Annotated in this window: 26 protein-coding genes; 11 read left to right on the forward strand and 15 right to left on the reverse strand. The window is 55.6% G+C overall.

What is annotated here, in order from left to right; translation table 11 throughout:
- Positions 1-77 precede the first annotated feature (77 nt).
- The 10 genes from ACXJJY_RS09725 to galE all read right to left on the reverse strand — a co-directional run bounded on the left by ACXJJY_RS09725 (position 78) and on the right by galE (position 9,940).
- Positions 78-1,535, reverse strand: a complete 1,458-nt coding sequence (locus tag ACXJJY_RS09725; protein ID WP_456387323.1) for a catalase — start codon at positions 1,533-1,535, stop codon at positions 78-80.
- 138 nt (positions 1,536-1,673) lie between these two features.
- Positions 1,674-2,138 carry a Fur family transcriptional regulator gene (locus tag ACXJJY_RS09730; protein WP_456387324.1) on the reverse strand — a complete coding sequence of 155 codons (465 nt, stop codon included), beginning with the start codon at positions 2,136-2,138 and terminating at the stop codon, positions 1,674-1,676.
- Between the two features lie 293 nt (positions 2,139-2,431).
- Positions 2,432-3,133, reverse strand: a complete 702-nt coding sequence (locus ACXJJY_RS09735; protein ID WP_456387325.1) for an ABC transporter ATP-binding protein — start codon at positions 3,131-3,133, stop codon at positions 2,432-2,434.
- A complete protein-coding gene (locus ACXJJY_RS09740; RefSeq protein WP_456387326.1) occupies positions 3,127-3,876 on the reverse strand; it encodes an ABC transporter ATP-binding protein in 750 nt (249 codons plus the stop codon). Before ACXJJY_RS09740 ends, ACXJJY_RS09735 begins: the two co-directional genes overlap by 7 nt.
- Positions 3,873-4,895, reverse strand: coding sequence for a branched-chain amino acid ABC transporter permease (locus ACXJJY_RS09745; RefSeq protein WP_456387327.1), 1,023 nt, complete (start codon positions 4,893-4,895; stop codon positions 3,873-3,875). The genes ACXJJY_RS09740 and ACXJJY_RS09745 overlap by 4 nt, the downstream gene beginning before the upstream one ends.
- Positions 4,888-5,799, reverse strand: a complete 912-nt coding sequence (locus ACXJJY_RS09750) for a branched-chain amino acid ABC transporter permease (protein ID WP_456387328.1) — start codon at positions 5,797-5,799, stop codon at positions 4,888-4,890. The genes ACXJJY_RS09745 and ACXJJY_RS09750 overlap by 8 nt, the downstream gene beginning before the upstream one ends.
- 6 nt (positions 5,800-5,805) lie before the next feature.
- Positions 5,806-6,975, reverse strand: a complete 1,170-nt coding sequence (locus tag ACXJJY_RS09755; protein ID WP_456387329.1) for an ABC transporter substrate-binding protein — start codon at positions 6,973-6,975, stop codon at positions 5,806-5,808.
- A gap of 61 nt (positions 6,976-7,036) precedes the next feature.
- Entirely contained in the window at positions 7,037-8,203 is a 1,167-nt protein-coding gene (locus ACXJJY_RS09760) for an ABC transporter substrate-binding protein (RefSeq protein WP_456387330.1), read from the reverse strand.
- A 368-nt stretch (positions 8,204-8,571) separates the two neighbouring features.
- Positions 8,572-8,787: a hypothetical protein gene (locus ACXJJY_RS09765; RefSeq protein ID WP_456387331.1), complete on the reverse strand. Its 216-nt coding sequence runs from the start codon at positions 8,785-8,787 to the stop codon at positions 8,572-8,574.
- Between the two features lie 139 nt (positions 8,788-8,926).
- A complete protein-coding gene (galE, locus tag ACXJJY_RS09770) occupies positions 8,927-9,940 on the reverse strand; it encodes a UDP-glucose 4-epimerase GalE (RefSeq protein ID WP_456387332.1) in 1,014 nt (337 codons plus the stop codon).
- A gap of 153 nt (positions 9,941-10,093) precedes the next feature.
- Between galE and ACXJJY_RS09775 the strand changes: the two genes are divergently transcribed.
- Genes ACXJJY_RS09775 through ACXJJY_RS09795 form a run of 5 tightly spaced genes read left to right on the forward strand, consistent with a single transcriptional unit; the run spans position 10,094 to position 13,628 of the window.
- Positions 10,094-10,279 carry a tautomerase family protein gene (locus tag ACXJJY_RS09775; protein ID WP_267926815.1) on the forward strand — a complete coding sequence of 62 codons (186 nt, stop codon included), beginning with the start codon at positions 10,094-10,096 and terminating at the stop codon, positions 10,277-10,279.
- 16 nt (positions 10,280-10,295) lie between these two features.
- On the forward strand, positions 10,296-12,311 hold the full coding sequence (gene ligA, locus ACXJJY_RS09780; RefSeq protein ID WP_456387333.1) for an NAD-dependent DNA ligase LigA: 2,016 nt from the start codon (positions 10,296-10,298) through the stop codon (positions 12,309-12,311).
- Positions 12,308-12,592 carry an acylphosphatase gene (locus ACXJJY_RS09785; RefSeq protein ID WP_456387334.1) on the forward strand — a complete coding sequence of 95 codons (285 nt, stop codon included), beginning with the start codon at positions 12,308-12,310 and terminating at the stop codon, positions 12,590-12,592. The genes ligA and ACXJJY_RS09785 overlap by 4 nt, the downstream gene beginning before the upstream one ends.
- A gap of 17 nt (positions 12,593-12,609) precedes the next feature.
- Complete coding sequence (locus ACXJJY_RS09790; RefSeq protein ID WP_456387335.1) at positions 12,610-12,861, forward strand: hypothetical protein; 252 nt, start codon at positions 12,610-12,612, stop codon at positions 12,859-12,861.
- Positions 12,861-13,628, forward strand: a complete 768-nt coding sequence (locus ACXJJY_RS09795) for an ATP-grasp domain-containing protein (RefSeq protein WP_456387336.1) — start codon at positions 12,861-12,863, stop codon at positions 13,626-13,628. Before ACXJJY_RS09790 ends, ACXJJY_RS09795 begins: the two co-directional genes overlap by 1 nt.
- A 104-nt stretch (positions 13,629-13,732) precedes the next feature.
- Here the strand turns inward: ACXJJY_RS09795 and ACXJJY_RS09800 are convergent, their stop codons facing one another.
- Positions 13,733-14,053, reverse strand: coding sequence for a TusE/DsrC/DsvC family sulfur relay protein (locus ACXJJY_RS09800; protein ID WP_267926810.1), 321 nt, complete (start codon positions 14,051-14,053; stop codon positions 13,733-13,735).
- Between the two features lie 256 nt (positions 14,054-14,309).
- Between ACXJJY_RS09800 and ACXJJY_RS09805 the strand changes: the two genes are divergently transcribed.
- Positions 14,310-15,767: a peptidylprolyl isomerase gene (locus ACXJJY_RS09805; RefSeq protein ID WP_456387337.1), complete on the forward strand. Its 1,458-nt coding sequence runs from the start codon at positions 14,310-14,312 to the stop codon at positions 15,765-15,767.
- Between the two features lie 121 nt (positions 15,768-15,888).
- Here the strand turns inward: ACXJJY_RS09805 and ACXJJY_RS09810 are convergent, their stop codons facing one another.
- Complete coding sequence (locus ACXJJY_RS09810; RefSeq protein WP_456387338.1) at positions 15,889-16,605, reverse strand: recombinase family protein; 717 nt, start codon at positions 16,603-16,605, stop codon at positions 15,889-15,891.
- 637 nt (positions 16,606-17,242) lie between these two features.
- On the opposite strand from ACXJJY_RS09810, the gene ACXJJY_RS09815 reads away from it, so the two are divergent.
- Entirely contained in the window at positions 17,243-21,409 is a 4,167-nt protein-coding gene (locus ACXJJY_RS09815) for a DEAD/DEAH box helicase (protein ID WP_456387339.1), read from the forward strand.
- On the opposite strand, the gene recO is transcribed toward ACXJJY_RS09815, so the two are convergent.
- The 3 genes from recO to ACXJJY_RS09830 are packed head-to-tail and all read right to left on the reverse strand — an operon-like array spanning position 21,393 to position 24,175.
- Positions 21,393-22,238, reverse strand: a complete 846-nt coding sequence (recO, locus tag ACXJJY_RS09820; protein ID WP_456387340.1) for a DNA repair protein RecO — start codon at positions 22,236-22,238, stop codon at positions 21,393-21,395. The genes ACXJJY_RS09815 and recO overlap by 17 nt on opposite strands.
- Before the next feature lie 18 nt (positions 22,239-22,256).
- Positions 22,257-23,183, reverse strand: a complete 927-nt coding sequence (locus ACXJJY_RS09825) for a RodZ domain-containing protein (protein ID WP_456387341.1) — start codon at positions 23,181-23,183, stop codon at positions 22,257-22,259.
- 5 nt (positions 23,184-23,188) lie between these two features.
- On the reverse strand, positions 23,189-24,175 hold the full coding sequence (locus ACXJJY_RS09830; RefSeq protein WP_456387342.1) for a peptidylprolyl isomerase: 987 nt from the start codon (positions 24,173-24,175) through the stop codon (positions 23,189-23,191).
- Positions 24,176-24,429: 254 nt separating this feature from the next.
- Here ACXJJY_RS09830 and ACXJJY_RS09835 point away from each other — a divergent pair, with 254 nt between their 5' ends.
- The 4 genes from ACXJJY_RS09835 to ACXJJY_RS09850 all read left to right on the forward strand — a co-directional run bounded on the left by ACXJJY_RS09835 (position 24,430) and on the right by ACXJJY_RS09850 (position 26,770).
- Positions 24,430-24,783 carry a flagellar basal body protein gene (locus ACXJJY_RS09835; protein WP_456387343.1) on the forward strand — a complete coding sequence of 118 codons (354 nt, stop codon included), beginning with the start codon at positions 24,430-24,432 and terminating at the stop codon, positions 24,781-24,783.
- A gap of 245 nt (positions 24,784-25,028) precedes the next feature.
- Entirely contained in the window at positions 25,029-25,532 is a 504-nt protein-coding gene (locus ACXJJY_RS09840) for a TlpA disulfide reductase family protein (protein ID WP_456387344.1), read from the forward strand.
- Between the two features lie 134 nt (positions 25,533-25,666).
- Positions 25,667-25,867, forward strand: coding sequence for a selenite/tellurite reduction operon protein ExtJ (gene extJ, locus ACXJJY_RS09845; protein ID WP_456387345.1), 201 nt, complete (start codon positions 25,667-25,669; stop codon positions 25,865-25,867).
- A 93-nt stretch (positions 25,868-25,960) separates the two neighbouring features.
- The gene (locus ACXJJY_RS09850) at positions 25,961-26,770 is read left to right on the forward strand and encodes an undecaprenyl-diphosphate phosphatase (protein ID WP_456387346.1); all 810 of its coding nucleotides are present in this window, start codon (positions 25,961-25,963) and stop codon (positions 26,768-26,770) included.
- Positions 26,771-26,906: the final 136 nt, after the last annotated feature.

Raw genomic sequence — 26,906 nt, forward strand, 5'->3', positions numbered from 1 at the left:
GGCATCGTTCGACGGCCAGGGGGAGGGGAGTTCTGTTTGTTGTTTTCTTCCGGTTATTATCGGATTGATTCTATCAGTCAGTCGGAGAGTTCGTCCAGGGCGATACCTGCGGCCTTGGCCACTCCCTGACCATAGGCGGGATCGGCCTTCATGCAGTTGGCTATGTGACGCAGTTTGATTTCCTTTGGCGCGTCACCCATGGCCCTGGCCGTGTTTTCAAACAACACCTGCTGCTGTTCGGCGCTCATCAGGCGAAAGAGCTTGCCCGGCTGGGTGTAATAATCGTCATCTTCCCTGTGATTCCAGTGATCTGCTGCCCCTTCGAGGGCAAGTGGAGGCTCTGTAAAATCAGGCTGGTCCTGCCACTCTCCAAAACTGTTGGGTTCATAACCTATGGTGCTGCCGTGGTTACCATCCACCCGCATGGCGCCGTCGCGATGGTAGTTGTGGAAGGGACACTTCGGGGCGTTTACCGGGATCTGCTGGTGGTTGACGCCAAGGCGGTATCGCTGGGCGTCGCCGTAGGAAAAGAGACGGCCCTGCAGCATTTTGTCTGGCGAGAAGCCGATGCCCGGTACGATGCTGGCGGGATTGAAGGCTGACTGTTCCACCTCGGCAAAATAGTTCTCCGGGTTCCGGTTCAACTCCAGTTCTCCCACCTCGATCAGAGGATAATCCTTGTGGTACCATACCTTGGTCAGGTCAAAGGGATTGTAGGGGCAGTTGGCGGCCTCTTTTTCCTCCATTACCTGGATGTACATGGTCCAGCGGGGAAAGTCCCTGTTTTCTATACTCTCATACAGGTCCCGCTGGTGGCTTTCCCGGTCCCGGCCGATCAGGGCTTCGGCCTCAGCATCGGTCAGGTTCTTGATACCCTGTTGGGTATGGAAGTGGAACTTGACCCAGAACCGCTCGTTATCGCTGTTGATCAGACTGAAGGTATGGCTGCCGAACCCGTGCATGTGGCGATAGGTTGCAGGGATGCCGCGATCACTCATTGTGATGGTGACCTGGTGCAGGGCTTCTGGAAGCAGGGTCCAGAAGTCCCAGTTGTTTTTGGCGCTGCGCATGTTGGTGCGCGGATCACGTTTGACAGCGTGGTTGAGGTCCGGGAATTTCAGTGGATCCCGGAGGAAAAACACCGGCGTATTGTTGCCCACCAGGTCCCAGTTTCCCTCCTCAGTATAAAATTTAACCGCAAATCCTCTGATATCCCGTTCCGCATCCGCTGCGCCACGTTCACCGGCCACGGTGGAAAAGCGGGCAAAGAGTTCGGTCTTCTTGCCCACCTCCGAAAAGATTTTTGCCCTGGTGTAGCGGGTGATGTCGTTGGTGACCGTAAAAGTGCCGTAGGCACCTGAACCCTTGGCGTGCATCCTGCGCTCTGGAATAACTTCCCTGTCAAAATGGGCAAGTTTTTCCAGGAACCATACATCCTGGAGCAGCATCGGTCCCCTGGGGCCTGCGGTCAATACGTTCTGGTTGTCGCCCACAGGCGCCCCACCGTTACTGGTCAATTTCTTTTTGTCCGACATTTTTAGTCTCCTTGTTGTGTTGTTCTGGTGTCACAAATTTTGCGGTGTGGATATTGCCCATCCCGCATGATTTTATCTCTTCCCGTCGTACCACTGCGCCAAACTGTTTGGGGGCAGTGGTATCGATGGCTCCTCAATTCATGGTTGGGCCTTCTCTTCTTTGTTGTCTTTTGCTGCCTGACAATGGGAACAAAGGCCGTGCAGGATCAGGCTTTTTTCCCGGATGCTGCCCAGTTTTTCCAGGTCCTCTGGCAGGGGCATCGAGTCAAACGAGGGCCAGGTGAAATCAAGCAGCTGGCCGCAATCATCACAGAAAAAATGGTGGTGCTGTTCGGTTCTGGCTTCAAAACGGGATTGATTGCCGGTGGTCTCCACCCGCTTCACCAGGTCAAGTTTCTCAAAGGTGGCCAGAGTTCGATACACTGTATCCAGAGACAGAGTAGGGATCTGCCGGACCAGTTGTCTGTAGAGGTCTTCGGCGGCAGGATGAGTGCTGGAATCGACCAGGGTGCGGTAAATCTGTATCCGCTGGTGGGTGATCTTCAGTCCATGGGCCCGGCATGTTTCTTCAAAGCGGGTAATCAGTTCCGTATTCGCAGTCATTTTTGATTGTCGGTAATAATTATTCTTGCAAATGATTATTCTTTGTTTCTTCTTCTTTGTCAAGAAATAATATTGTTTAATACTGATTTTTATTTTCCTTGTTATTGGGAGCAGGGGGATGGACGGGGGGCGGGATTGAGATAACCGGTGGTCTTTGGCAGACTATGAAAATGACTTCGCTGGACAGGAACTGGTCAAGGGGCTCGACAGGAAAGATACGGACTGATCAGGGAGTGAAAGCTGGAAACGGTCAGAGGGACGGAAGAAAAAGGCAGGGAAGAAGAAAAAGCTTGTTATACGCCAAGATAGCGCCTCTTCACCTGGTCGGTGAAGCTCTGGAAGGGCGCGGTGTCGCTCCAGACAACCAGACCCTTTTCCATGATACAGCACCGGTTGGAGATCCGGAGCAGGGCGTCGATATTCCTGTCCACCACCAGGATGGAGAGTCCCCGGTCCTTGAGGATGGTCAGTCCCTGCCAGATCTCCTCGCAGATGAGGGGGGCAAGTCCCTCGGTTGCCTCGTCCAGCAGCAGGAGCGAGGGATTGATCATAAGGGCCCTGGCTATGGCCAGCATCTGCTGCTCACCTCCGGAAAGCTCGCGGCCCAGGTGGTCGAGCCGTTCCGCCAGCCGGGGAAAGATGGAGATCACTCGCTCCAGGCTGTAGGGCCTGGAACTGTGGTTGTAGTTGGCAGCCACTGCGAGCAGGTTTTCCCGTACCGTAAGGGTGGGAAAGATCTGGCGTCCTTCCGGGACAAGACCAATACCAAGGCGGGCGATCCTGAATGAGGGCAGGGTATGGAGGGACTGGCCGTGATAGGTGATGGTGCCTCTGGACGGCGGGGTCAGTCCTATGATAGAGCGGATGACCGTGGTTTTGCCCATACCGTTACGGCCCATGATGGCCACCACCTCCCCCTGGCCGACGGTGAAGGAGACGCCGAACAGGGCCTGGGCGTTGCCGTAAAATGTTTCTACACTGTCCAGCTTCAGCATGACGTTCCCAGGTAGGCCTCCTGTACCAGGGGGTTTGCGCGGATGTTGTCTGGAATCCCGGTTGCAACGACCTGTCCCTGGACCAGGACTGTTATCCGGTCGGCCAGGGAAAAGACTGCCTGCATGTCGTGTTCAACCATCATGATGGTGAGCGAACCTTTCAGCTTCCGGATCAGGTCCGTCATTTTTTTTGTACTTCCAGGCCCCAGCCCGGCCATGGGTTCGTCCAGGAGCAGCAGGTCCGGTTTTGTGGCCAGGGCCATGCCCATTTCCAGCAGTCTCTGCTCGCCATGGGAAAGTTGCGCGGCCGGCTTGGCAGCTTTATGCAAAAGTCCCACGCGTTCCATGATGTGGCGGCCTGGTTCCACCAGGCTCGGATCGTTGTACGCCCGTCTCCAGAACCGGTAGCTGGAGCCCTCAAGGGCCTGCACGGCAAGCTGGATGTTTTCTTCGACGGTAAAACCCTGGAAGAGCGAGGTAATCTGAAAAGAGCGGGCCATGCCGAGCCGGGCCCGGACATGGACAGGAGTTGTAGTGATATCCTTTTTCTTGAAATACAGGGTTCCGTTGTCGGCTTTCAGTAAGCCGGTGATCAGGTTCAGGAGGGTGGTTTTGCCGGCACCGTTGGGACCGATGAGAGCGTGCAGTTCACCGGGGACCACCTTGAGGTCGATCTGGTCGCAGACCCTTAGTCCACCGAAGGATTTTTGAATGTTTCGCAGTTGGAGCAGAGGTTTGGTCATGACTCCTCCTTTTGCCGAAACAGGAGTCCATGGAGACCGCCCCGGACAAAGAGGACCACGAGAATGAGGAAAGGTCCGAGGATGAGCATCCAGTGCTCGGTGTACATGGCCAGGTATTCTTCCAAAAGCAGCAGGGCAGCTGCGCCAAGCACCGGCCCGGTCAGAGTACCCATGCCGCCCAGCAGGACCATGACCATAATTTCTCCGGAGCGGGTCCAGTGGATCAACCCCGGGCTGACAAACTCTCCCTGGTTCACCAGCAGGGCACCGGCCAGTCCGGCGGCCGCTCCGGCCAGGCAATAGGAGAGTAATCTGTAGCCAAAGGTCGCATATCCAAGGACCTGGAGCCGCTGCTCGTTTTCCCGGCTGCCGATCAGTACCCGGCCAAACCGGGAATGGACCAGACGGGACATCAGGTAGAGAAAGGCCAGCAGGATCCCAAGGCAGAGAAAGTAGAAATTGCGGTCCGCGCCGAGATCCAGGCCGGGCAGCAGGTTCCGGCTGTACAGGACAAGGCCGTCTGAGCCACCATAGATGTCCAGGGAGGTGAAGAAAAAGTAGACCATCTGGGCAAAGGCCAGGGTTATCATGATAAAGTGCATGCCTTTGGTCCGCAGGGAGATGGCACCGGTGATGAGGCCAAACAGGGCGGCCAGGGACATGGCCAGCGGCCAGGACACCAGTCCGTTTTCCGTACCATGCAGCCAGGGAAGCCAGCCGAGGATTGGTGTTTTTTCGGAGCTGTGAAAGGCCAGTATTGCCACGGTATAACCACCGATTCCAGTGAAGGCCGCATGTCCCAGACTGACCATGCCGCCATAGCCAAGAATCAGATTGAGGCTGGAAGCGGCCAGACCGTAAATCAGAATCCTGGTGGCCAGGGAGAGCAGGTACTGCTGGTCCGTGAGATCCAGGATCCAGGGCAGGGCCAGCAGGAGGCCAATGGCCGGGAATATGGCCAGGTTTTGCCTGCAGATCGTGAGGAGGGTATATTTTTTTTGGGGTGCGGAATCAGTCATTGACAGGGAACAGGCCGGACGGTTTGCAGGTGAGAATCAGGGCCATGAAGATATAGACCGACATGGAGGCCAGGGCAGCGCCCATCCGGTCGGCGGCCGAAGAGTCGAGAAACAGGCGCAGCAGGTCGGGAAGAAAAGAGCGGGCCAGGGTATCCACCACCCCGACCAGTACTGCTCCGACCAGTGCCCCGCGCACCGAGCCGATCCCGCCGATCACTATGACCACAAAGGTGAGAATCAGAATTGATTCGCCCATGCCAGCCTCCACTGCCAGGATGGGGCCGGCCATGACGCCGGCCAGACCGGCAAGCAGGGTGCCAAGCCCAAATATCAGGGTGTAGAGCAGACGGATATTGATCCCCAGGGCGGCCACCATTTCCCGGTTGGTGGCCCCGGCCCGGATCTGCATTCCCAGGCGGGTTCGGGAGAAAAGGAGGTAGAGAAACAGCGCCACCGCCATGCCCACCGCGATAATTGCCAGCCGGTAGACAGGATAGTCGACTCCCGGCAGCAGCTCCACCGAACCGGAGAGCCAGTGCGGCACGTCCATGAACAGGGGCTGCCGGCCCCAGATTATCCGGGTTAGTTCGTTGAAGAAAAAGATCAGTCCAAAGGTGGCCAGTACCTGGTCCAGGTGGTCGCGGTGGTAGAGTCGGCGTAAAATGAGCATCTCCACCATCATGCCGGCCAGGGCCGCGGCCGGCAGGGCGGCGACCAGGCCCAGCATGAACGAGCCGCTACCCATGGTCACTGTCGCCGCCACGTAGGCGCCGATCATATAGAAACTGCCATGGGCCAGGTTGACCACCTGCATGATGCCAAAGACCAGGGTCAGGCCGGCGGACATGAGAAAGAGGGTGACCCCGAGCTGCAGGCCGTTGAGAAGCTGTTCAAGAAAGAGCATGGCGGCTTATTGTCTGCATTCCCCGGCGTAGGCGTCCTGGTGGCTGGAGAAGACCTTGCCCAGCAACCGGTTGCGGACAGCTCCATCTTCGGTGATCACCACTTTCCGGACATAAAAATCCTGGATCGGAAAATGGTTGGATCCGAACCGGAAGGCTCCTCGCACGCTGGCGAAATCCGCTTTTTCCAGGGCGGATCGGAATCGATCCCTGTTTGAGAGGTCTCCATGGACCACGGCCAGGGCAGAGCCGATGAGCCGGGCAGTATCATAGCCCTGGCTGGCAAAGAGGGTGGGGGAACGGCCGTATTTCTTTTCAAAGGCGGCGACAAAGGCCCTGTTGGCCGGATTGTCGAACTCAGAGCTCCACTGGGAGCTGTTGACGACTCCAGCCGCGGCAGGTCCCACGGCCTGGAGCAGCCGTCCGTCGGTGGCCGCCGGGCCAAGCAGGGGGATTACGCCCTGCAGCCCGGCCTGGGCATACTGCTTGAGGAAGTTGATTCCCATGCCGCCAGGCAGAAAGAAGTAGACCGCATCCGGACGGGCGGCGCGAAGGGCCGCGATTTCAGCTGCGTAATCAGCCTGGCCAAGCGTAGTATAGACCTCGCCGGCGATCTGCCCCCTGTAGTAGCGCTTGAACCCGGCGATGTTATCCTTGCCGGCCAGATAGTTGGGGGCAATGAGGTAGACGTTTTTGTAGCCCTGGTTGGTGGCATACTGGCCGATTACCTCGGAAAGGCTGTCGTTTTGCCAGGAGACATTGAAAAAATTTTCATGACAGTCCCGGCCGGCCAGCCTGGAGGGGCCTGCATTGGGGCTGAGATAAAAGATACCCCGGCGTACCACCCCGGGAACCACGGCCATGGCCACGTTGGAAAAGACAATACCGGTGAGGATCTGTGCCTTGTCCCGCTTGATGAACCGCTGGGCTATCTGGCGTCCCTTTTCCGGGCTGCGGCCATCGTCGCCGATGAGGAGCTCAACCGGAATTCCACCCAGGCGGCCGTCCCCCATGTCAATGGCCAGTTGGAAGCCATCGCGGATTTCCTCCCCAAGGTAGCCCGCCTTGGTGGACAGGGTGGTGATCATACCGATTTTGACCGGTTCCATCTCCCTGGCCGGGGCCGACCATGGAAGGAGTAACAGGAACCAGGTCACGACAACGAAAGTCTTTTTCATTTTTTCTGTCTGCAAAAGGGAGGACAGAGCCGTCTGTGTGAACGCAGCCTGATAGTAGGGTCTATTTCATCCTGCATTCACCAGCGTAGGCATCCTGGTGATCCGTGAAGACCTTTTCCAGGATACGGTTGGTATAGTTGCCCTCCTGGTCCCGGATTACTTTGCGGACATAGAGATCCTGGATGGGATGGTTGTTGGGTCCGAACCTGAATTTGCCACGAACGGTAGGGAAAGCCGCTTTTTTGAGGGCGGACTGGAACTCGTCCTTGCGGCTCATGTCGCCATCCACGGCCCTGAGAGCGGAGCCGATCAGCACAGCCGCATCATAGCCCTGGCTGGCGTAGAGGGTCGGGGTCCTGTTGTAGGTTTTTTTGAAGGCGGCCACGAACTTTCGGTTGGCCGGGGTGTCCAGGTCAACCGACCACTGGGAGCCGTTGACTACCCCGACAGCGGCCTCGCCCACGGCCTTGAGCAGCCGCTCATCAAAGGAAAAGGCCGGTCCGAACAGGGGAATGCTGTCTTTCAGCCCGGCCTGGGCGTACTGCTTGAGGAAGTTTATGCCCATGCCGCCAGGGAGAAAAAAGAACACCGCGTCCGGGTTGACGGCGCGCAGGGTGGCCAGTTCAGCGGCGTAATCGGACTGGCCGAGTGTGGTATAGACCTCGCCGGCAATCTTTCCCCTGTAGTAACGCTTGAAGCCGGCCAGGGCATCCTTGCCGGCCGGATAGTTCGGCGCGATCAGATAGACGTTGGAAAATCCCTTGTCCTGCACATACTGCCCCACCACTTCGGAGAGGTTATCGTTTTGCCAGGCAACGTTGAAGTAGTAGGGATTGCATCCCCGGCCAGCCAGCCTGGAAGGTCCGGCATTGGGGCTGATATAGAAGATGCCCTGGCGAACCACCTTGGGAACTACGGCCATGGCCACGTTGGAGAACACGATGCCGGTGAGGATATCAACCCGGTCACGCTTGATGAACCGCTCGGCTATCTGACGCCCTTTTTCCGGTTTCCGGCCGTCATCATCCACCAGGAGCTCTACGGGTATACCGCCCAGGCGGCCGTTTTCCATGGCTATGGCCAGCTTGAACCCGTCCCGGATGTCTTCTCCGAGATAGCCTGCCTTGGTGGACAGGGTGGTGATCATGCCGATTTTGACCGGGTCACCGGCCACGGCCAGGGATACGGAAAAAAGCAGAATGGTTATTGCGAGAAGTAGTCTGTGCATGGGGCCTCCGTTTATCGGTGACTTGAGATTCGTTTCTCGCCCGGGCCTGGTCTTGGCTTTGGACGCGTAATTATGGGGCCGCAGGCAGGGCAACAACGTGACGATAGTACCTAACAACAGGATTTTGTCAATTTTATTGTGAAGAATACCTTTGTTGTTGGATAACAAAGAAACAATAATTTTCACGGCACGGACTCCGGGGTTCAGGAGTCATTCAGGTGCCTTTGGCCGGGGCTGCCGAACGCTTTGAGCAGAAGGTGAACGGATCCGTTTGACGGATCTGGTCCGGTGGGCAGAAAGAAGGAATGATGAGGGGCGGGGATGCGGGCCATCCGGAGATGGCCCGTCAGGAAAGAGCGGCTGTATACTCAATCCCAGTCGTCGGTGGGAAAATCGGGGATCAGAAACCAGATGGCGGCGGGTTTGCAGGAGTATACCTTGTCTCCTTCTTCGAAAACACAGTCTTCAAGTTTCCAGCCAAAGCGGGCCAGGTGCTCGGCCAGTTTCTTTTTGGATTTCTCATACAGGTCCCTGTCAAACCCTTCGATGTCCGACACACAGATCATTTCAACATGCTTTTTCATCGGCGCCCTCCTCTATGGGATGGTGGATCTTAAGACCTGCTCTGCCGGTCTGGTTGGCAGGATGTAGTGTGTACACTAATCATTGTTTTGCAGAAAAGGAAGAAGAGAGAGGTCGTTGCCTCTCTCAGGTGCCACATTTTCAACGGTATCCCCGGGGATTCATTGACTGCCAGCGCCAGGTGTCTTCGCACATTTCCTCGATGGAGCGCGTTGCCTTCCAGTCCAGTTCCTTTTCAGCCAGGCCGGGATCGGCAAAGCAGCGGGCAATGTCACCGGGTCTCCGGTCGGTGATACGATAGGGTATCTTTCTGCCCGAGGCCTTTTCAAAGGCCTGCACCATGTCCAGGACAGAATACCCCTGGCCTGTGCCCAGGTTGTAGATGACGACTCCTGGCTTTTGGGTCAGTTTTTCCAGGGCCTTGATATGACCAAGGGCAAGGTCCACCACATGGATGTAGTCCCGCACTCCGGTGCCGTCGTGGGTCGGGTAGTCGTCGCCATAGACGGCCAGTTCCTTGAGTTTGCCCACCGCCACCTGGGAAATGTAGGGCATGAGGTTGTTGGGGATACCGCCCGGATCCTCGCCGATACGACCGCTCTTGTGTGCTCCCACCGGGTTGAAGTAGCGCAGCAGGGCGACGTCCCACTCCGGATCGGCAACATGCAGGTCGCGGAGAATATCCTCGATCATCAGTTTGGTCCTGCCGTAGGGATTGGTGCATGAGAGCGGAAAATTTTCGCGGATGGGAACCGTGTCCGGATCGCCGTATACCGTGGCCGACGAGCTGAAGACAATGTTCTTGATTCCCTGGTTCTGCATGACCTGACAGAGGTTGAGGGTGCCGGTGATGTTGTTGTGGTAATAGCGTAGCGGCTGCTGTACGGATTCGCCCACCGCCTTGAGGCCGGCGAAATGGATGACCGCGTCTCCATCCGGGCTTTCGCGAAATACTCTCTCCACCTCACCGGGGTTCAACAGGTCGGCCTTGAAAAAGCGGATGCTCTGACCGGTCAGCTCTTCAACCCGGTTCAGGGCTTCCCGGCTGGAATTGCAGAGGTTGTCGAGGACTGTGACCCGATGGCCCGCCTCCAGGAGCTCCAGGCAGGTGTGGGAGCCGATATAACCGGCACCGCCGGTGACGATGATATGCATGACACTTACTCCAGGAAAGAGAAAGGATGGAGATGGGAACGGTTGGATACTCTTACTGTATATCATAAAAACCTGATCGACTTCAAAACGAAATCCTGATAGAATGCAAACAGTTTGAAATTTCACAGTAAACAGGGAAAAAAGAGGTGTGTCATGCCCTATGTATCCATCCGTGTCGCAGGAAAGTTGAGTCGCAAGCAGAAAAAGAAAATCGCCAGGGGCGTGACAGACGTCATTGCCAAGGCGGCCAACAAACCCAAGGAGTCCATTTTGATCTTCATCGATGAAGAGAGCAGGGAAAATATCGCCAGCGGCGGTGTTCTGCTCGACGAAAAATAAAAACAGTCTCAGCGCCATGGACCGGGAGCAGGCCAGGAAGCACCTTGCCGAACTGCGCGAGCAGATCAACTACCATAATTACCGTTATTACGTGCTGGATGACCCGGTCATCTCGGACGGAGAATATGACCAGCTTTTTGGTGAACTGCTGGAGCTTGAGGAGCAGTTTCCCGACCTTGTCACACCGGATTCGCCCAGTCAAAGGGTGGGTGGGCCACCGCTGGACCGGTTCGAGACCGTGGAGCACCCCCTGCCCATGCTCAGCCTGGACAATGTTTTTTCTGAAGGGGAGCTGCGGGAGTTTGAGGGGAAGATACGCCGGTTTCTGCAATGGGAAAAAGAAATCCACTACTCGGCCGAGCCCAAACTGGACGGATTGGCCGTGGAACTGGTTTATGACGAGGGGATGTTCACCATTGGCTCCACCCGGGGAGACGGTTTGGTCGGCGAGAATATTACCGCCCAGCTCCGGACTGTCCAGGCTATTCCTCTGCGCTTGCAGGGATTGGTCGGAGATGCACCGCCCCGTCTGATTGTCCGTGGTGAGGTCTACATGCCCCTGGAGGGCTTTGAGGCACTGAACAGGGAACGGGCAAGCCGGGGCGAGCCGCTGTTTGCAAACCCCCGTAATGCAGCGGCCGGTTCGCTGCGACAACTTGATCCCCGGGTCACTGCTTCCCGGCCGCTTTCCTTTTTTGTCTACGGGGTGGCCGATACCGGTGCCACCCCATGCTCCACCCAGCAGGAGCTTTATCGGTGGCTGGCCAGGCTTGGCTTTAAGGTCAATCCCCTTGTCCTTCACTGTCCGGACATCGAGACTGTTGTCGCCCGCTACCATCATCTGCAGGAGGTACGCCATCGGCTGGAGTACGAAATCGATGGTATGGTGGTCAAGGTGGACAGCTTTGAGTTACAGCACCGGCTTGGTGCGACCAGCCGTGCTCCCCGTTGGGCTGTGGCCTGGAAATTCCCGGCCATTCAGGCCACCACGAGAATAAAAGATGTGGAGTTTCAGGTCGGGCGGACCGGAGCTGTCACCCCGGTGGCCATCCTGGAACCGGTTACCGTGGGCGGGGTAACGGTTCAACGGGCCACTCTCCATAACCAGGACGAGATTCGGCGCAAGGATTTGCGTATTGGCGATACGGTTCTGATCCAGCGGGCCGGGGATGTCATACCCGAGGTGATCAAGCCGATCGTGGAAAAGCGGACCGGTCGGGAACAACCCATTTTGTTTCCAGAAAAATGTCCAGAGTGCGGCCACCCTCTGGTCCGTCCTCAGGACGAGGCGGTCATCCGCTGCATCAATCCGCACTGCCCGGCTCAACGGCTGCAAAGCTTGATATATTTTACCGGCAAGAACGGCCTTGATATCGAGGGCCTGGGGAAGAGAAATATGGAGCAGCTGGTCGAGGCCGGTCTGGTCCGGGACCTGCCGGATATCTTCCGTCTGCGGGTGGAAGAGCTTGAGGGACTTGACGGCTGGGGCAGAAAATCGGCTGAAAATGTGATCAGTGCCATGCGCGCAGCTTCACGTCCGACTCTGGATCGTTTTCTGGCGGCCCTTGGTATCCGTTTTGTGGGCGAGGTGACCGCTGCCCGGTTGGCCCGTCATTTTGGCTCTTTGGAGCGAATCATGGAGGCCTCCCGGGAGGATTTACTCGAGGTGGACGGGGTGGGTGATCAGGCGGCGGACAGTCTGCTGGATTACTTTTCCGACCCGGATGTTCGGGCCATGCTGCGGAAATTGCAGGAAAACGGTCTTCGGATCCAGCCGGTGGAGGCCGGGGTTCCCAGACCACTGGAAAACCGTGTTTTCCTGTTTACCGGTTCCCTTGAGGCCATGTCCCGCAACGAGGCCAAGGCCCGGGCCAAGGAGCTCGGGGCCCAGGTGGCCACCACTGTGAGCCGCAAGGTGACCGATGTGGTCGCCGGGGTCAGGCCTGGCGGCAAGCTGAAGAAAGCCCGGGAAATGGGACTGAGGATTCTTGGCGAACAGGAGTTTTTTGATCTGCTGCAGGGGGATTCATGATGGCTGAAAAACGGATTCATGCCATGGTGCACGGAAGGGTGCAGGGAGTTTTTTTTCGGGATCATACCCGGCAAAAAGCTCTTGAGCTGGGCCTGGAAGGCTGGGTGCGCAATGTTGCCGACGGTACGGTGGAGGTAATGTTCCAGGGGGACGAGGATAAGGTCGCCCAGATGCTTGACTGGCTCCATGTCGGCTCACCCCTGTCCAGGGTCTCGGCGGTTAAGTTTGAGGAAACTGCGCCTGTCCAGGGTGAGCTGGGCGGTTTTCATATCAGGTATTGATTTTTCAGGGATAACAGATGAGTAAAGTACAGGTTCCTTCGGGACAGCCGGCCGGCCGGATCAGTTGTCCCCACTGCGGCAATGACAGGGATTTTGTCGAAGTGGCCGAGGATGTGGTGGTGACGACCCATTATGTACAGAATATGGACGGGAGTTTCACCCCCCAGCAAAATGACACCGAGATCCATGGAGAGATCCATCTGTTCTGCGGCAACTGTAATGCCGATCTCAGTCGTTTTCACAGCCATTTCCTGGAGATGATCTTTTAGTGGGCCGGCGGATCGTCAGGGACAACCAAACCCTCCTGAAGCTTTATGAGGAACTGGCCGGCGGTGACGTTGTTGTCGGAAGGATCCGTATGCGGCCCGGTGAGGAGTTGCTGCTCCTGGATCTTGCCGCCCGCTCTGTTCACCTGATCCCCTCGGGCCTGGCTCAGGTCTGCAGCCGTTCCAAAGTGCTTCAGACCCGGTTGCTTGGCCGGTATATGGTGCCGGGAACCCGGGCGATCCATGACCGGCACGACCTCATGGATGCGGTTGGCTTTTGGGGCCGGGAAGGACTGGGCGAGGTGGTGTGCAAGCTTGACCGTGCCAACGGGGGACAGGGTGTTCTCTGGTTCAAGACTATCGAAGAGGTGGTTACTCAGGCCGTTCTCGGCGTCCTGACCTATCCCTTTGTGGTGCAGCCTTTTATCAGCGACTGTCGCGATGTCCGGGTGGTGTTGCTGGGTGAAACCGTGGATGCCTACGAGCGGCATAACCCGGATAATTTCCGACACAACCTGCACTGTGGCGGGGTTGGCCGGCCCTGGCCTCTTTCGGAAAGTGAAGAGAAGTTGTGTCGGGAGGTCATGGCCCGGGCCGATTTTCCCTATGCCCACGTGGATCTGCTGGTATCGGGAAGTGGCGAGGTGTGGTTATCTGAAATTAATCTTCGCGGGGGATTGCGGGGCAGCAGGTTGACCCAGGATGATTACAACCGGCTGGTGGCGCAGGTACACGAGGAGTTGTTGGCCGGCCTGCTGACGCTGGGATGATGCCACGGTCTTTTAACATGTAGTGTGGTCCGTGCATAAAAAAAAGGAAGGTTGCCCTGGCTGGCAACCTTCCTTGTATCGTAAAACGGTGGATCGTCTACGAATCAGACACAACCGGTCGGCTTGGGCAGGCCAGCCATCTTACAGGCTCCCTTGCCGGGTCCGGACGGGAACAGCTCGTAGATGCGCTTGAGCGGGAAGCCGGTGGTCTTGGAGAGGATACGTACCATGGGAGCGATGCCGTTCTTCTTGTAGTACTCCTGCAGGGCGTCAATAACTTTGCGATGCTCATCGGTCAGCTCGCTGATGCCTTCAACGCTCTTGACATACTCGACCCAGTTCTCGTCCCATTCTTCGGTTCCCTTGGTCAGGAAGCCGTCCTCGTCTACCTCGTAGGTTTTTCCATTGAACTCGATAGTTGCCATGGTTAGTCCTCCTTGCGGCAAAGTAATATGAATTGATTTAGTTTATCCCCTGTAACATAAAACAAAATTTTAATACTATAGGGCTGACTGTTTGTCAAGTTGACCCTCTGTTTTTTTTGAATGAGGAGCCAATCATAGGCGCAGGGCAGGGAGGTATGCATTTTTTACTGGTAAGGTAACATGTAATCGGGGTAATTATACCGCTTACGGTCCGGGCCGGACTCTATATAATCGACATTGCAGGAGCTATAATATAATGCTGAGTATCTTACGAAGACAGGCCCAGTCGATCCTGATCCAGGGGCTGGTGCTGATCATAGCCATTGTCTTTATTTTCTGGGGCGTGGGGACCAATATGACCAACAAGCGAAACTCCATTGCCGTGGTCAACGGCGAGGAGATCTCGCTGCAGGATTTTCAGCGCAATTACGAACGAACCGTGGACCAGTACCGCCAGCAGTTTGGCGGCGCTCTGCCGCCGGGCCTGCTCGAGCAGCTTGGTATCAAGCGGCAGGTGATGCTGCAGATGATTCGGGCCGAGCTGCTGCGGCAGGGTGGTGAGGCCATGGGGATCCGGTTGTCCAAACTGGCCACCCAGGAGGCTATTAAAAATATGGACGTGTTTCATGAAAACGGCCAATTCAGTCTCCAGCGCTACAAGGATTTACTTGCCCGTAACCGGCTGACCCCCTCTTCCTATGAAAAAGGACTGCAGCGAGACATGCTGGTCGAACGGGTAACCAATGCGGTAAGCTCGTTTGCCGTGGTCCCGGATACCGAGTTTCAGGTCTGGCTTGATTTTCTTGGTGAGGAGATCCGGCTTGACTACGCAGTGTTCAAGCCTGAGGATTATGTCGGCCAGGTACAGGTAAACCAAGGGGATCTTGTCTCCTGGTATGAACAACATAAGGAAGAGTATCGTCTGGAACCCAAGGTCAAGTTGAAATACCTCTTCTTTCCAGTGAAGGCCGGCCAGGGGGAAGAGACCGGGAACAAGAGCGAGGCCTTCAAGCAGGCCTCACAGGCCTATGAAGAGATCATCAGGACCGGCAGCATCGACAAGTACGAACAACTTGGCAAGGCAAAGGTGTTGGTAACCGACTATTTCTCCCGCAGCCAGCCGCCGGCCGGAGAGGTGTCGGATCCGGCCTTTCTTGAAAAGGCTTTTCGTCTGAAAAAAGGAGAGCTCAGCTCGCTGGTGGAGCTCAAAAACGGTTTTGCCATCCTCTACGTTGCCGGCATACAGGAGGCTGCTGTGCCGGAGCTGGATGAGGTCCGTGATCGAGTGGTGGCTGATTACCGGAAAGACAGGGCTGCTGATCTGGCCAGAAAGGCGGCTGAAGAGTTTCTCAAAAAGGCTGTTGCTGAAAACGGGCGGCTTCCATCAGGAGCTGGAGTGGAAATACTGGAGAGCGGATTTTTCAAGCGAGCCACTCTCCAGGCTGGGACAACACCGCCCCTGCCGGTGGTCCGGGATGCCTTTGCCTTGACGGCCAGGGAAAACCTGGCCAGAAGTCCGGTGGAAGTTGGCGGTTCCTATTATGTCTTTGCGGTCAAGGAGCGTCGTCAGTCGGACAAGCCACTGGACGGGCAGGAACAGGAAAAACTTCGCGAGCAGCTCCAGGCATCGGCACAGAGTCGGCTGCTTGCCGACTGGCTTTCCTTTGTTCAGCAGCGCGCCAAGATCTGGACCAACGAGCAGTTTCTCCAGTGATTTCTCACGAACTTTTTGCAGGTAGTGCTTACGATTAAGCCTCTGCCTGCGGCCAGCGCTCTGTCCGGGAATACATACCGGACCCGGGCCGCCACTCGTTCCGGTCGAGATCCGCTTTTTTTCAGCCGGCCCGCCGGACCATCTCTTCCCTGCGGGTCCGGTTGGATGCCAGGATCTTCCGGATTCCCTCGTGGGAAAAGGTCACACCATGTTTTTCTTTCATCTGCCGGGCGATGTCCCGATATGACCACCGGTCTGCCCGCATGGCCATCATTTCTTCGATGATGAGTTGTTCCTTCCGGTCTTCTTCCAGTCGTCCCTCCCCATTCACCTGCCAGCCAAAGGGTACGGGGCCGCCCAGGTACCGGCCCTGCTTCTGCTGGATTTTTTTCGCATGGCGAATAGCGGCGCTTTGTCCGGATCGCTCCCGTTGGGCAAGGCGCTCAAGCAGGGTGGCGACCAGGTCGGCGATTCCGGTTGAAATAACCAGTTTCCGCTCCTGTGGCTTGACAACATCTCCTTCCAGCTCCGCAATATGCAGTGAGATTCCCTGTTTCTTCAGGCGGCGGATCAGCCGTACTCCTTCCCTGGCCCGGGAGAAGACCATGTCGGCCCGGGCCACGATGATTGTGTCGTCGGCCTGACATACCTGCAGCAGCCGATGTCCCTCGTCGCGCTCGCCAAAAGGGCGCCGGGCGGAGATGTTCTGCTCGATGAAAAACTGGTCCACACTCAAGCCAAGCTGTTGGCTGTACTGTTCGATAACCTGTTGCTGGTCAGCTACCGGTACTCTGAATTTTTTCTCTATATCTATGAACAGATAGCCAAAGGCAGTCATTGAGAGCTCCTGTCATCGATTCTTGTCAACGGTTGACAAGAGGGTGTGTGTGGTTGACATTATGACAACTATGATTACAGGTAGTTGTCTTTTTGTCAACCAGGAACAACGTAGTTGATGCGCTGAAAATAGTCTGTTTTCTTCACTGGATACCAAAGTTGACATCTCTTGTCTGGCTCATGATCCCACAGGGATCGATGTTTCTCTTTTCCAGGATTTCTTGTCGTTTTTTCCGGATAAGCTCTCGGCTTCCCGGCCGTGAAAGCAATGGCAAAAAGCACATTTCCCTGTGGATGAAATGCATGCCCAGGAAGGTTCAGCACCGTTCTCTTTCCGCATAAACCAGCATCTCCGCTCGCGGGAACAATGAACAACGAAAGTCCCCCCGCCCGGCTGGCAACGGTGTGCAAGAGACTTTCATAATAACCAGCAAGGGAAAATATGTTTTGGCCCGTTCCATGATAGCAACCTGTGTAAAACACAATTTGAATTATCCAGACTCCCGGTTGGTTTGGGAGAGTCTGTGGGCACTGGGGTGGAAACTAACGGCTGATGATTTTTCTTTAGCGAAATCAGACAGGCATGGTAGTATGAAATGTCTTGGGATTTTTTTTACTCTTTTTGTGTGCAGCAGGATATGCCGACCGACGAAACCACCACCTTTGATCAGAACATTCTCAGCAGTCTGTCTCCAACGGATCTTTTCCTCCTCCAGTTCATCTCCATCATTTATGAACCGGTTTCGGTGACGTTTCTTGCCAACTGCCTCGGCCGGGTGGACATGGAGTTCCCTGGCGGCCGGGCGCCGGTGAAGGAGGAAATTCAGGCCTCGGTACTCCGTCTGCGCGAGCTTGGTCTCCTGAACCGTCACAACCAGGCTGTCCCGGTACTGGCCGAATTGATGACCCGGAAGGCTGTGGAGAATGGCCTGTTCTCCACCCTGGCATACCTCATTGAAAAGGAAGCTCCAGTTTCATACACCTATGGAAAATGGTCTACTCGCTGCTGGCGGGCCATGCGCCAGTTCCGTATCGGTGTCTACAGCCAGGATTTTGACAAGATAGAAGAAGCCCAGGCATTTCTTGAACAGCAGTGTAAGGAGTATCTCGGCCCTGAACCGCCCGGGGTGCGGATGGCAGGCACAGGTTTTGATATTTCCTGGTTTGCTTCATTTCCCGGTTCTCTGCAGTTTTTTCTCCTGGATCAGGTCGTTCGCTATTCCATGGAATCCCTGGTCTCTTTTCCACGGGTTCAGGAGTATCTTGAAGCCGGTATCACCAGTTCTCTTTCCGAATTCGAACTGCTGCCGTTTCGGCGTATGCTGGCCAACTACTATCTGTTCCAGGGCAAGTTAGACCCTCTGGCTCGCCTGGTTGAGGACAATGCGGATGGATTTCAGGGTTCCGGTTTTGCCGGTACGGTGGCTTTCCTGAGGGGAGAAAGTTCATTGGCACGGGATATCTATGTCCGTGATCTGGAGCAGCTCAACGCGTATGCAGGTGATGAAGGGAATTTTTTCCTCGGGATAACAGGGATCTTTTGTCTTCTGAGCATGCTTGAGCGTAACGAACCGGCAGACCGGGAAATGGTCCGGCGGGCGGTGGCCATTGTCCTTTCGCGCTGTAAAGGTTGTCCCGAGGAAATTCCGTTTCGTTTTCTCGATGCCGTGGTCCGTTCCACAGACGGAAACATGCCGGACATGATGGAACTTACCCAGCGACTGGAGGCAGACAACCGCAGCCTGACCATCCTTGTCTCGGTTCTTTCCCTTCACTGGATGGGGGTGGAAATACCGCCGGAATTCCAGGATGCCCTGGTTCATCTGGTGGAGCAGGGGCAGGATAGCGGTTTTTTCTGGGTGGCCATGGAGGCGGCCGAACTGCTGGCTGCCATTAATCCTGAGCATGGGGCCAAATATGGCCCTGTCGCCGTGTCCCTGCGGAAACAGGTCGGCTGCCGGACCGTGGTGCACATCATCTCGCCTGAGGACGACTGGAAAAAGAGTCTCCAGGAGCTGATCAGTGTCACCTCCCGGGCCCGGGAACCAAGGCGGCGGACCCGGCTGGCATGGATGGTTGATTACCAGGATGGTCGGCTGCACCTTTCTGCCCGTGAGCAGAAGAAAAGCAGTTCGGGTACCTGGAGCAAGGGGAGGATTGTTGCCCTCAACCGTCTGATGCAGTCCCGGGGTCTGGATTTTCTCACCTCCCAGGATCGCAAGGTCTGCGACGCTATCCGCCAGGAGGGAGATTCCACGGCCAAAAATGGTGGCTGTGCCTTTGATTTGGATGAGGCTCTGCCAGCCCTTGTTGGGCATCCTCTTGTTTTTCTGGAAAAATCTCCTTCCACCCCTGTTGAGCTTGTGGCCGGAGAGCCGGAGCTGCTGGTGGAAAAACAGGGTGAATTCCTGTTTATCCATTTTGCCCAGGACATCGGTGACGGCAAGATTGCAGTCTGGCAGGAAACCCCCACCCGTTTTCGGATTATCCAGATCAAGGATGAGCACCGTCGCGTTGCCGGGATCACCGGACGCCATGGACTGCGGGTTCCCATGGCCGCGTCGGGACAGGTGCTGGACGCCATCGGCAATATTGCCTCGTTCATGACCGTACACTCGGCCATTGACGTGTCGGTGGAAGGGCAGGATGTCACCATTGTCGAGGCCGATCCCACCATCCATATTCATATTATTCCCTATGGTTCCGGATTCAGGCTGGAGATGTTTGTCCAGCCTTTTGGCAAGGGCGGGCTCTATCTTAAACCCGGCGTCGGGGTGGCCAATCTCATGGCCGAGGTAGGTGGCCGTCGGCTGCAGACCCGGCGCAATCTCAAGCTTGAAGAGGAAAAGGCCCGGGAAATCGAAGAGAGTTGCCCAATCCTGGATCTGGCCATTGATATGGAGCAGGAGAACAAGCGGGAATGGCATCTACTTGATCCGGAAGAGTGCCTGCAGGCCCTGCTTGAGATCGAGGAAATCCGTGACCGGGTGGTTCTTGAGTGGCCGGAGGGCGAAAAACTGGCGGTCCGGCGCAGGGCGGGAATCAATCAGCTCAATCTCAATATTCGAACCAGTCAGCAGAACTGGTTCGCCTTGTCCGGCCACCTGGAAGTGGATCAGGACGAGGTGATCGAACTCAAGGTCCTGTTGGAAAAGGTACGCGAGGCCAAGAGCCGCTTTATTCCCATTGGCGAAGGACAGTTTCTCGCCTTGACTCAAGAATTTCGTAAACAGCTGGATGAATTGATACTCTTTGGCGATATGGAATCGGTCGAGGGTGAGGATGAGGTCCATATCCATCCCCTGGCGGCTATTGCCCTGAATGATCTTACCAGGCAGACTCGTACCACTGCGGACGGGGGCTGGAAAAAGCAGCTCGAGGCCATTCAGTATGCTCAGGATCTGGTTCCGGAAGTGCCCTCTACCCTGCAGGCAGACCTGCGGGATTATCAGACCGAGGGGTTTGTCTGGATGGTGAGGCTGGCTCACCTTGGCATTGGCGGCTGTCTGGCCGATGATATGGGTCTTGGTAAAACACTCCAGGCCCTGGCCGTTATTCTTTACCTGGCCAAGAAGGGACCGACCTTGGTAGTGGCGCCCACCTCGGTCTGTATGAACTGGGAACAGGAGGCGCTTCGCTTTGCTCCCACCCTCAATATCCGCACTCTGACCGGAACGAATCGGAAGGAGACTATCGAGTCGCTGGGCAAGTTTGATCTTCTTATTACCAGTTATACTCTCCTGCAGCAGGAAGTGGAACTGCTGGAACTGGTGGACTGGCAGACCATTGTCCTGGATGAAGCCCAGGCCATCAAGAATGCGGCCACCAAGCGGTCAAGGGCCGCCATGCGTCTCAAGGGGAGGTTTCGCCTGATCACCACTGGTACTCCCATTGAAAACCACCTGGGTGAACTCTGGAACCTGTTTCGTTTCATCAATCCCGGCCTGCTTGGCACCTATAAGCAGTTTAATGCCCGATTCGGGATTCCGATTGAAAAGCACCATGACCTGGAGGCCAGGCGCAGGCTCAAGAAACTGATCCGGCCCTTTATGCTGCGGCGGATCAAGTCCCAGGTCCTTGACGAGCTGCCGCCACGCACCGAGATAACGATGCGGGTGGAGATGAAGCCCGAGGAAATGCAGTTCTATGAGGCCATCCGCCAGCAGGCCATCGAAAATATCGAAAGCAGTGCGGAAAAATCAGGTCGACATCTGCAGATCCTGGCCGAAATCATGCGGTTGCGGCGAGCATGCTGTAATCCCAGGCTTGTCATGCCGGAGACCGATATCCCGTCCACCAAGCTGCAGGTCTTTGCCGAGGTGATCGAAGAGCTGCTGGCTTCGCGGCACAAGGCTCTGGTTTTCAGTCAGTTTACCGGTCACCTGGCCCTGATTCGGGAATTTCTCGATACCAGAGGCATTGAGTACAAGTATCTTGACGGGACTACTCCGGCCAGGGACCGGCAGCGTCAGGTGGAGGCTTTTCAGGCGGGGGAGGGCGATCTTTTTCTCATCAGTCTCAAGGCCGGAGGACTGGGGCTCAACCTGACAGCGGCTGATTATGTCATTCACATGGACCCGTGGTGGAATCCTGCCGTCGAGGACCAGGCCGCAGACCGGGCCCACCGCATAGGTCAGAAACGGCCGGTTACCGTCTACCGGCTGGTCACCGCCGGGACCATCGAAGAGAAAATTGTCCGGTTGCACCAGGAAAAACGCGATCTGGCAAATTCTCTTCTCGAGGGTGCCGATGTCTCGGCCCGTATCAGTGCCGAAGAACTTCTGGAGCTCATTCGCAGCGGTTGAGGGCGGGGGGCAGGTTCTGTGTTGTGTCAACTGCCGGAGACGGACGTCTTTCCTGTTGTTTTTTGGGAGGATCTTTCAGGCTCAGGTTTAAAAAACGATAGCTGTGAATGTCCTGCTGGAGCAGGTGCTGGGTGTACCGGTAAAGGATATTCAGCGATTCCACGGTGGCCTGACGGGACATGCGGAGCCGTTCCAGCCGGTTCAGGTCGAGGATCTGGGCATTGTGGAGGAACTTGAGGGTCTGGGTCGAGAGGGTGAAGTTTGATGCTGCCGACTCGTTGCGGCAGCGATGGCATATCAGCATTCCCGAGGACGGAGGGAGGAAGAAGATGATGTCTGGTGAAACCTCTCTGTCGCAGACGCTGCAGCGGTTAAGAACCGGTCGGTATCCTGCTTCTCCCAGAATCCGGAGGTGAAAGAGTGTTGCTGTCTGCAGGGGTGGCAGTCCGCGGTCCAGGGACCCCAGAGCCCATGCCAGCAGGCGGAATGTGGTCGGGTCACCATCCCCTTCCCGGGTAAAACAGAGAACCAGTTCGGCGATGAGCATGGCTGTGACATAGCGACTGTATTGTTGGCGCAGCGAGAGATAGGCGTTGTCAAGTTCCGCGTTAGCGAGAAAGAGCAGGCTGGAGTTCCGGGACGGTCGGTAGAAGATGTGAAGCTGGGTGAAGGGCTCCAGTTTGTTGACGAAACGGCGTTTGCTGCGCTTGGCACCCTTGGCGATACCGGTGACCCGTCCCAGGTTTGGGCTGTAGAAGGTCACCAGCTTGTCCGATTCAGCGTGGTCCCTGACCTGTAGAACAATACCCCTGGTCCTGCGTTCCTTCATGTCGTTGGTTGACAGGCTTTACAGATCAAGCAGGGCTTCGGGGATGTGCAGGATTATCTTTCCGTCGTCATCCGGCGCAGGGAAGGGAATCTCTTTATCATTGAGCATGAGCGTGGCTGCCCCGGGCGTGTCGAACTGGAGGATAATGGCCTTGTCTGCCTGCCATTGCTGCTCTTCTCCTGCTTTGAAGGTTCGTTGGGCTGGCTCCTGGTTATCGATGGTGATGGTTACCTGGCAGTCTTTGTCAAAGGCAAGATTCAGGGTATAGAGCGCTTCGGGATCTTGGGCGGCGGGAGGAGCTTTTGCAGGGGAAGATGGGCCCTTCTGGGCAACGGCTTGAGAGGCCTCCTTGTTCCTGTCGGACTGCTTTTCCGGGCTGGCGGTTGCTTCGGATATGTTTTTCTCAAGCAGGGCGCCACTTGTGAACATGTCGTTCATGCCGCTTCGGGCATCGGTTTTTCCTTCGGTGAGGAAGGAAAAGGGATTCCATGAGGTATAGACGCAAAAGGCTGTAAAACTGAGGGTGATGAAAAGGAGGAGGAAGCCGGCCATGGCGGCAGAAGAAACATGGGCCGGTTCTGCGAGGGTTTTAGGGGCCAGGTTGTTATGGCGCAGGGCTTTCTGTCGTCCGCCCCGTCTGGTGGGACCCTGTTCCCGATCACGTTCCTCGATAAATCGGCTCGCCAGTTCAGAGCCATTTTCTCCGAGAAAGTCAGCGTACAGAGAGATCAGCCCTCTGGTGAAGGTGTCGGCCGGCAGCTGGTGATAAGCCTGAGCCTCAATGGCGCGGATGTTGGAATGGGATATCCTGGTGGCCCTGGCAACCTCTTCCACGCTGAGCTCTTTTTTCAGGCGCAGGCGCTGCAGGTAGCTGCCCACATTTTCAGATACAGCCTGCTCGTCGCATTCTTCGACGGGGTTTTGCTGCAGAGAGTCGCTCTTCATGGTTCCTACAGGATTTTAATGTATGCGTTTTCACGCATCTTTTTGAGCCAGTTGTCAAAGAGTTCCTTTGTCTCCTGCTGGTAGAGAATGTTGCGTATCTCTTCCTTGACCTCGTCATAGGGGACCTTGGCCACAATCTGCCCCTGTTTGCTGGAAAGCAATTTGAATATCTGGAAACCCGAAGGAGTCTCGACAAGTTCGCTGATTTCTCCGGGCTTGAGTTTGACCACGGCTTCGCGCATTGCCGGGGCCATTTCATCAGCCTTGAAGACACCGATATCGCCGCCATCGGCGGACGACGGCAGGTCGGAATACTTTCTCGCCAGTTCCTTGAAATCCTTGCCGGCAAGGGCCTGTTCCCGGATCTCTTCGGCCTTTTTTCTCGCCTCGGCCCTGGCCCGCTCGGGATCAGGATTGTCGGGGTCCACGTTAATGCCTATCTGAAGAAGATAATATCCCCCATTCCCCATGCGTTCCATATAATGGGTGTCGTAGTAGTCGAGGATTTTCTCTTCAGGGATGATGACCCTGGAACGGACTTCCATGTTGACCAGCTTGGAGCTCAGGATCTGGCTGCGCAGATTTTCCCGGTATTGCTGCTCGTCCATTCCCATGGCCGCAAGATCGCGGCGAAATTGCTCTATGGTGGTATTGTTTCTCTCCAGAATACGCTGAAGCGCTCTGTCGACCTCTTCATCGGTGACTTTGAGATCATATTTGCGGGCTTCCTGCTGGAGAATCTTTTTGTCAATCAATTCCTCGATTACATTCTGTCTGGCCTGCTCAAGGGCTTCTTCCAGGCGATCGGGTGGAACCTGCTCGGCGATGCGCTTGAACAGGGCTTTTCCTTCCTGGTTGACCTCGGACATGGTGATGACATCGTCATTCACCACTGCCACAACCCGGTCGACGATATCGGCGGCGCAGATAGGATGGGTGCAGGTAAAAAAAAGCAGGATAAAGGCTGTTAACCAGCTAAATCGTACAGACATGGCAGATAGATGGTTTGTAAAGTGGTTGAGGGGCAACACATATAATAATGATGCGCTGGTTCAGCGCTGAAATCTACTCTGAACCATGCGACTGCGCAATATTTTTCACAGATGCTCGCTTCTGCTGTCGTTTCCGGGGGGATGGCTGCCCTGGTTCGTCGATCATGTATGGGAGAGGATTTGGAGAGAAGGTTTTGTTATGGCATGGTTGATGCATAAAAAGGGTGAAAGAAAATCTGTGGCAGGAGCTTGGTATGATATCCGGTGTACAGAGCGCATTTTCAGGACTGCAGGCATCAGGGGTCCGGATTACGGCCGTGGCTTCCAATGTGGCCAATATGAACACCGAAGGCTACAGAAGAGCCCGGGTGCTTTTTGAAGAGCAGAAAACCGGCGGCGTGCTGGCAGTTCCTGAACGTGTCGATGGTTCAGAGGTGTCCATTCAGATGGAGGCCCCTTTCGGGCTGGAAATGGTTGAGCACTCGTCTACCGATCCATCTCGAGAATTGTCGGACATGAGGCAGGCTCGGGCCATGTATCAGGCCCAGATGAAAACCATTTCGGCTGAACAAGCCAAGATGGACAGTGTACTGGATATTACAGCCTGAGTAATTCACTGTTACACAATTTTCTTTCGAATTTCAAAGCTGATCAGTTGCCGATCAGTGTTAGCTCCTCTCCTCTTCCGTAGACCGGGCGTTCTGTCCGGTCTTTTTCTTTCTGTTGCAGATTTGGGAGTCTGTGTGTAAATAGGAACAAGTGTTCAGTGTGTCCCGGTCCAGGTCAGGGCCAGCGGCTCAATTCATGACAAGCGGGTGAAACATGCCCTGTTGAGACAGGAGGTTGTATAGATATGTTGTGGCTTGAAAGAATAAAAAAGGTCACTGTTGCCACAGGTGTGCTGGTCTTGTTTTTTGGCTTCGTATCTCCACTCGGGGCCGCGGTTCAGCTGCCTGCTTTTTCTTTGCCTTCGGTTCCGGATGGAAAGACAGTATCCAGTGATGTCTATAAGGGCAAGGCCATCCTGGTCACCTTTTTTGCCACCTGGTGTCCACCCTGCCGTCAGGAGATTCCGACCCTTAAAAGGCTCAATGAGGAATTCGGTCCCCAGGGATTTGCCGTGGTCGCGCTGTCTGTGGACGAGGGAGGGCCAAAGGTGGTCGCCAAGCTCATGGAACAGGAGGAAATCAATTACACTGTCCTGATGGCCGATCGGAAAACAGCCGATGATTTTGGCGGGATCTCTGGTATCCCGACCTCGTTTTTGGTCAATAAAAAGGGCCAGGTGGTGAAGAAGTATCCCGGTTATGTGCCCCATGCCCTGCTCAAAAGGGATATAGAAATGGTGCTTCAATAGGCCTGGTGTGCCGTAACACCTTGTGGTACTGAGGAATTAAGGTTGACAAGCTTCCTTAAAGCAAATATATATTTACAGTGTTATGGTGAGGCGAAGGGAACTGTTATAACCCCCATTAATTAAAGGAGAAGATCATGAAAAAAGTGGTAACCGTCGTGATGGTAGTGGCTTTCGCCCTGAGCGCAGGGGTTGCAATGGCAGCCAGGATGAAATGCACCGTTGACTCCGTGGATGGCGACAAAGTCACCATGACCTGCAAAAAGGCCAGCAAGCTGAAAGCCGGTCAGAAGGTTATTGTCAAGGCTGCCAAGAAGAAGGCCATCGAAGGCTGCTGACCAGTATTTTTCAACGATTTTTATTTATGGGAGCCGGTTGATGGGAATCATCGATCGGCTCTCTTTTTTTGTCTTCTGCCTGGTGGAATGTGTATGGATCTTTTCAAGGCAATGGTGCTGGGTGTCATCCAGGGTTTGACCGAGTTTCTGCCCATCTCCAGCTCCGGACATCTGGTGATAGGTTCAGCTCTCCTTGGATTTGAGGGGCCGGGTATTGCCTTTGAGGTTTTTCTGCACCTTGGCACCCTGCTGGCAGTAGTGATCGCTTTTCGCACAGAACTCCGGTTGATGGTTACCGCCCTGTTTTCTTCGTCCACGGCCCGTAAAGAAGATCCGGAGCTGCGTCAGGCCTATCTGTGGAATATATATGTGGTGGTCGCTACCTTGCCGGCCGTGGGGGTCGGGCTGTTTTTAAAGGATGATATCGAAAGTATTTTCGATAATATTCTGGTGACTTTCACCATGTTGGCCGTAACCGGTGCCATCATGGTCCTGACCCGTTTTCTCCGCCAGAAGGGCACTCCGGTTACCTGTCCCCGGGCCTTTACCATCGGCATTGCCCAGGCAATGGCCATTCTTCCCGGCCTGTCGCGAAGTGGCTCCACCATCTTTGCCGGGATGCTCATGGGGATCAACCGGGAGACCGCAGCCCGCTTTTCCTTCATCATGTCCATTCCAGCCATCATCGGGGCCGCGGTACTCAAGTTGGGCGATCTGTTGACCAATCCTCCCGGCAGGGCGGAAATGATCAATATCCTGGCCGGAACCCTGGCTGCCGCCATCTCGGGATATCTTGCCATTGTCCTTCTGATGCATATCGTTCGCCGGGGCCAGTTGCAGTGGTTTGGCTATTACTGTTTTCTCGTTTCCGGAATTGGTTTCAGCTGGTATTTTCTTCACTGAAACAGGCGAACCGCGTTGGTAACCGGCCACAGGCTACGAACCTGGCCGATATACCGATACAGCAAAGGAAAAAACGTACGCAACCCCAGTTGCTCCAGATTTGTGCAGGAGCGACTGACCGTGAAAAGATGGTGTT

It is taken from the genome of Desulfolithobacter sp., assembly GCF_054025815.1.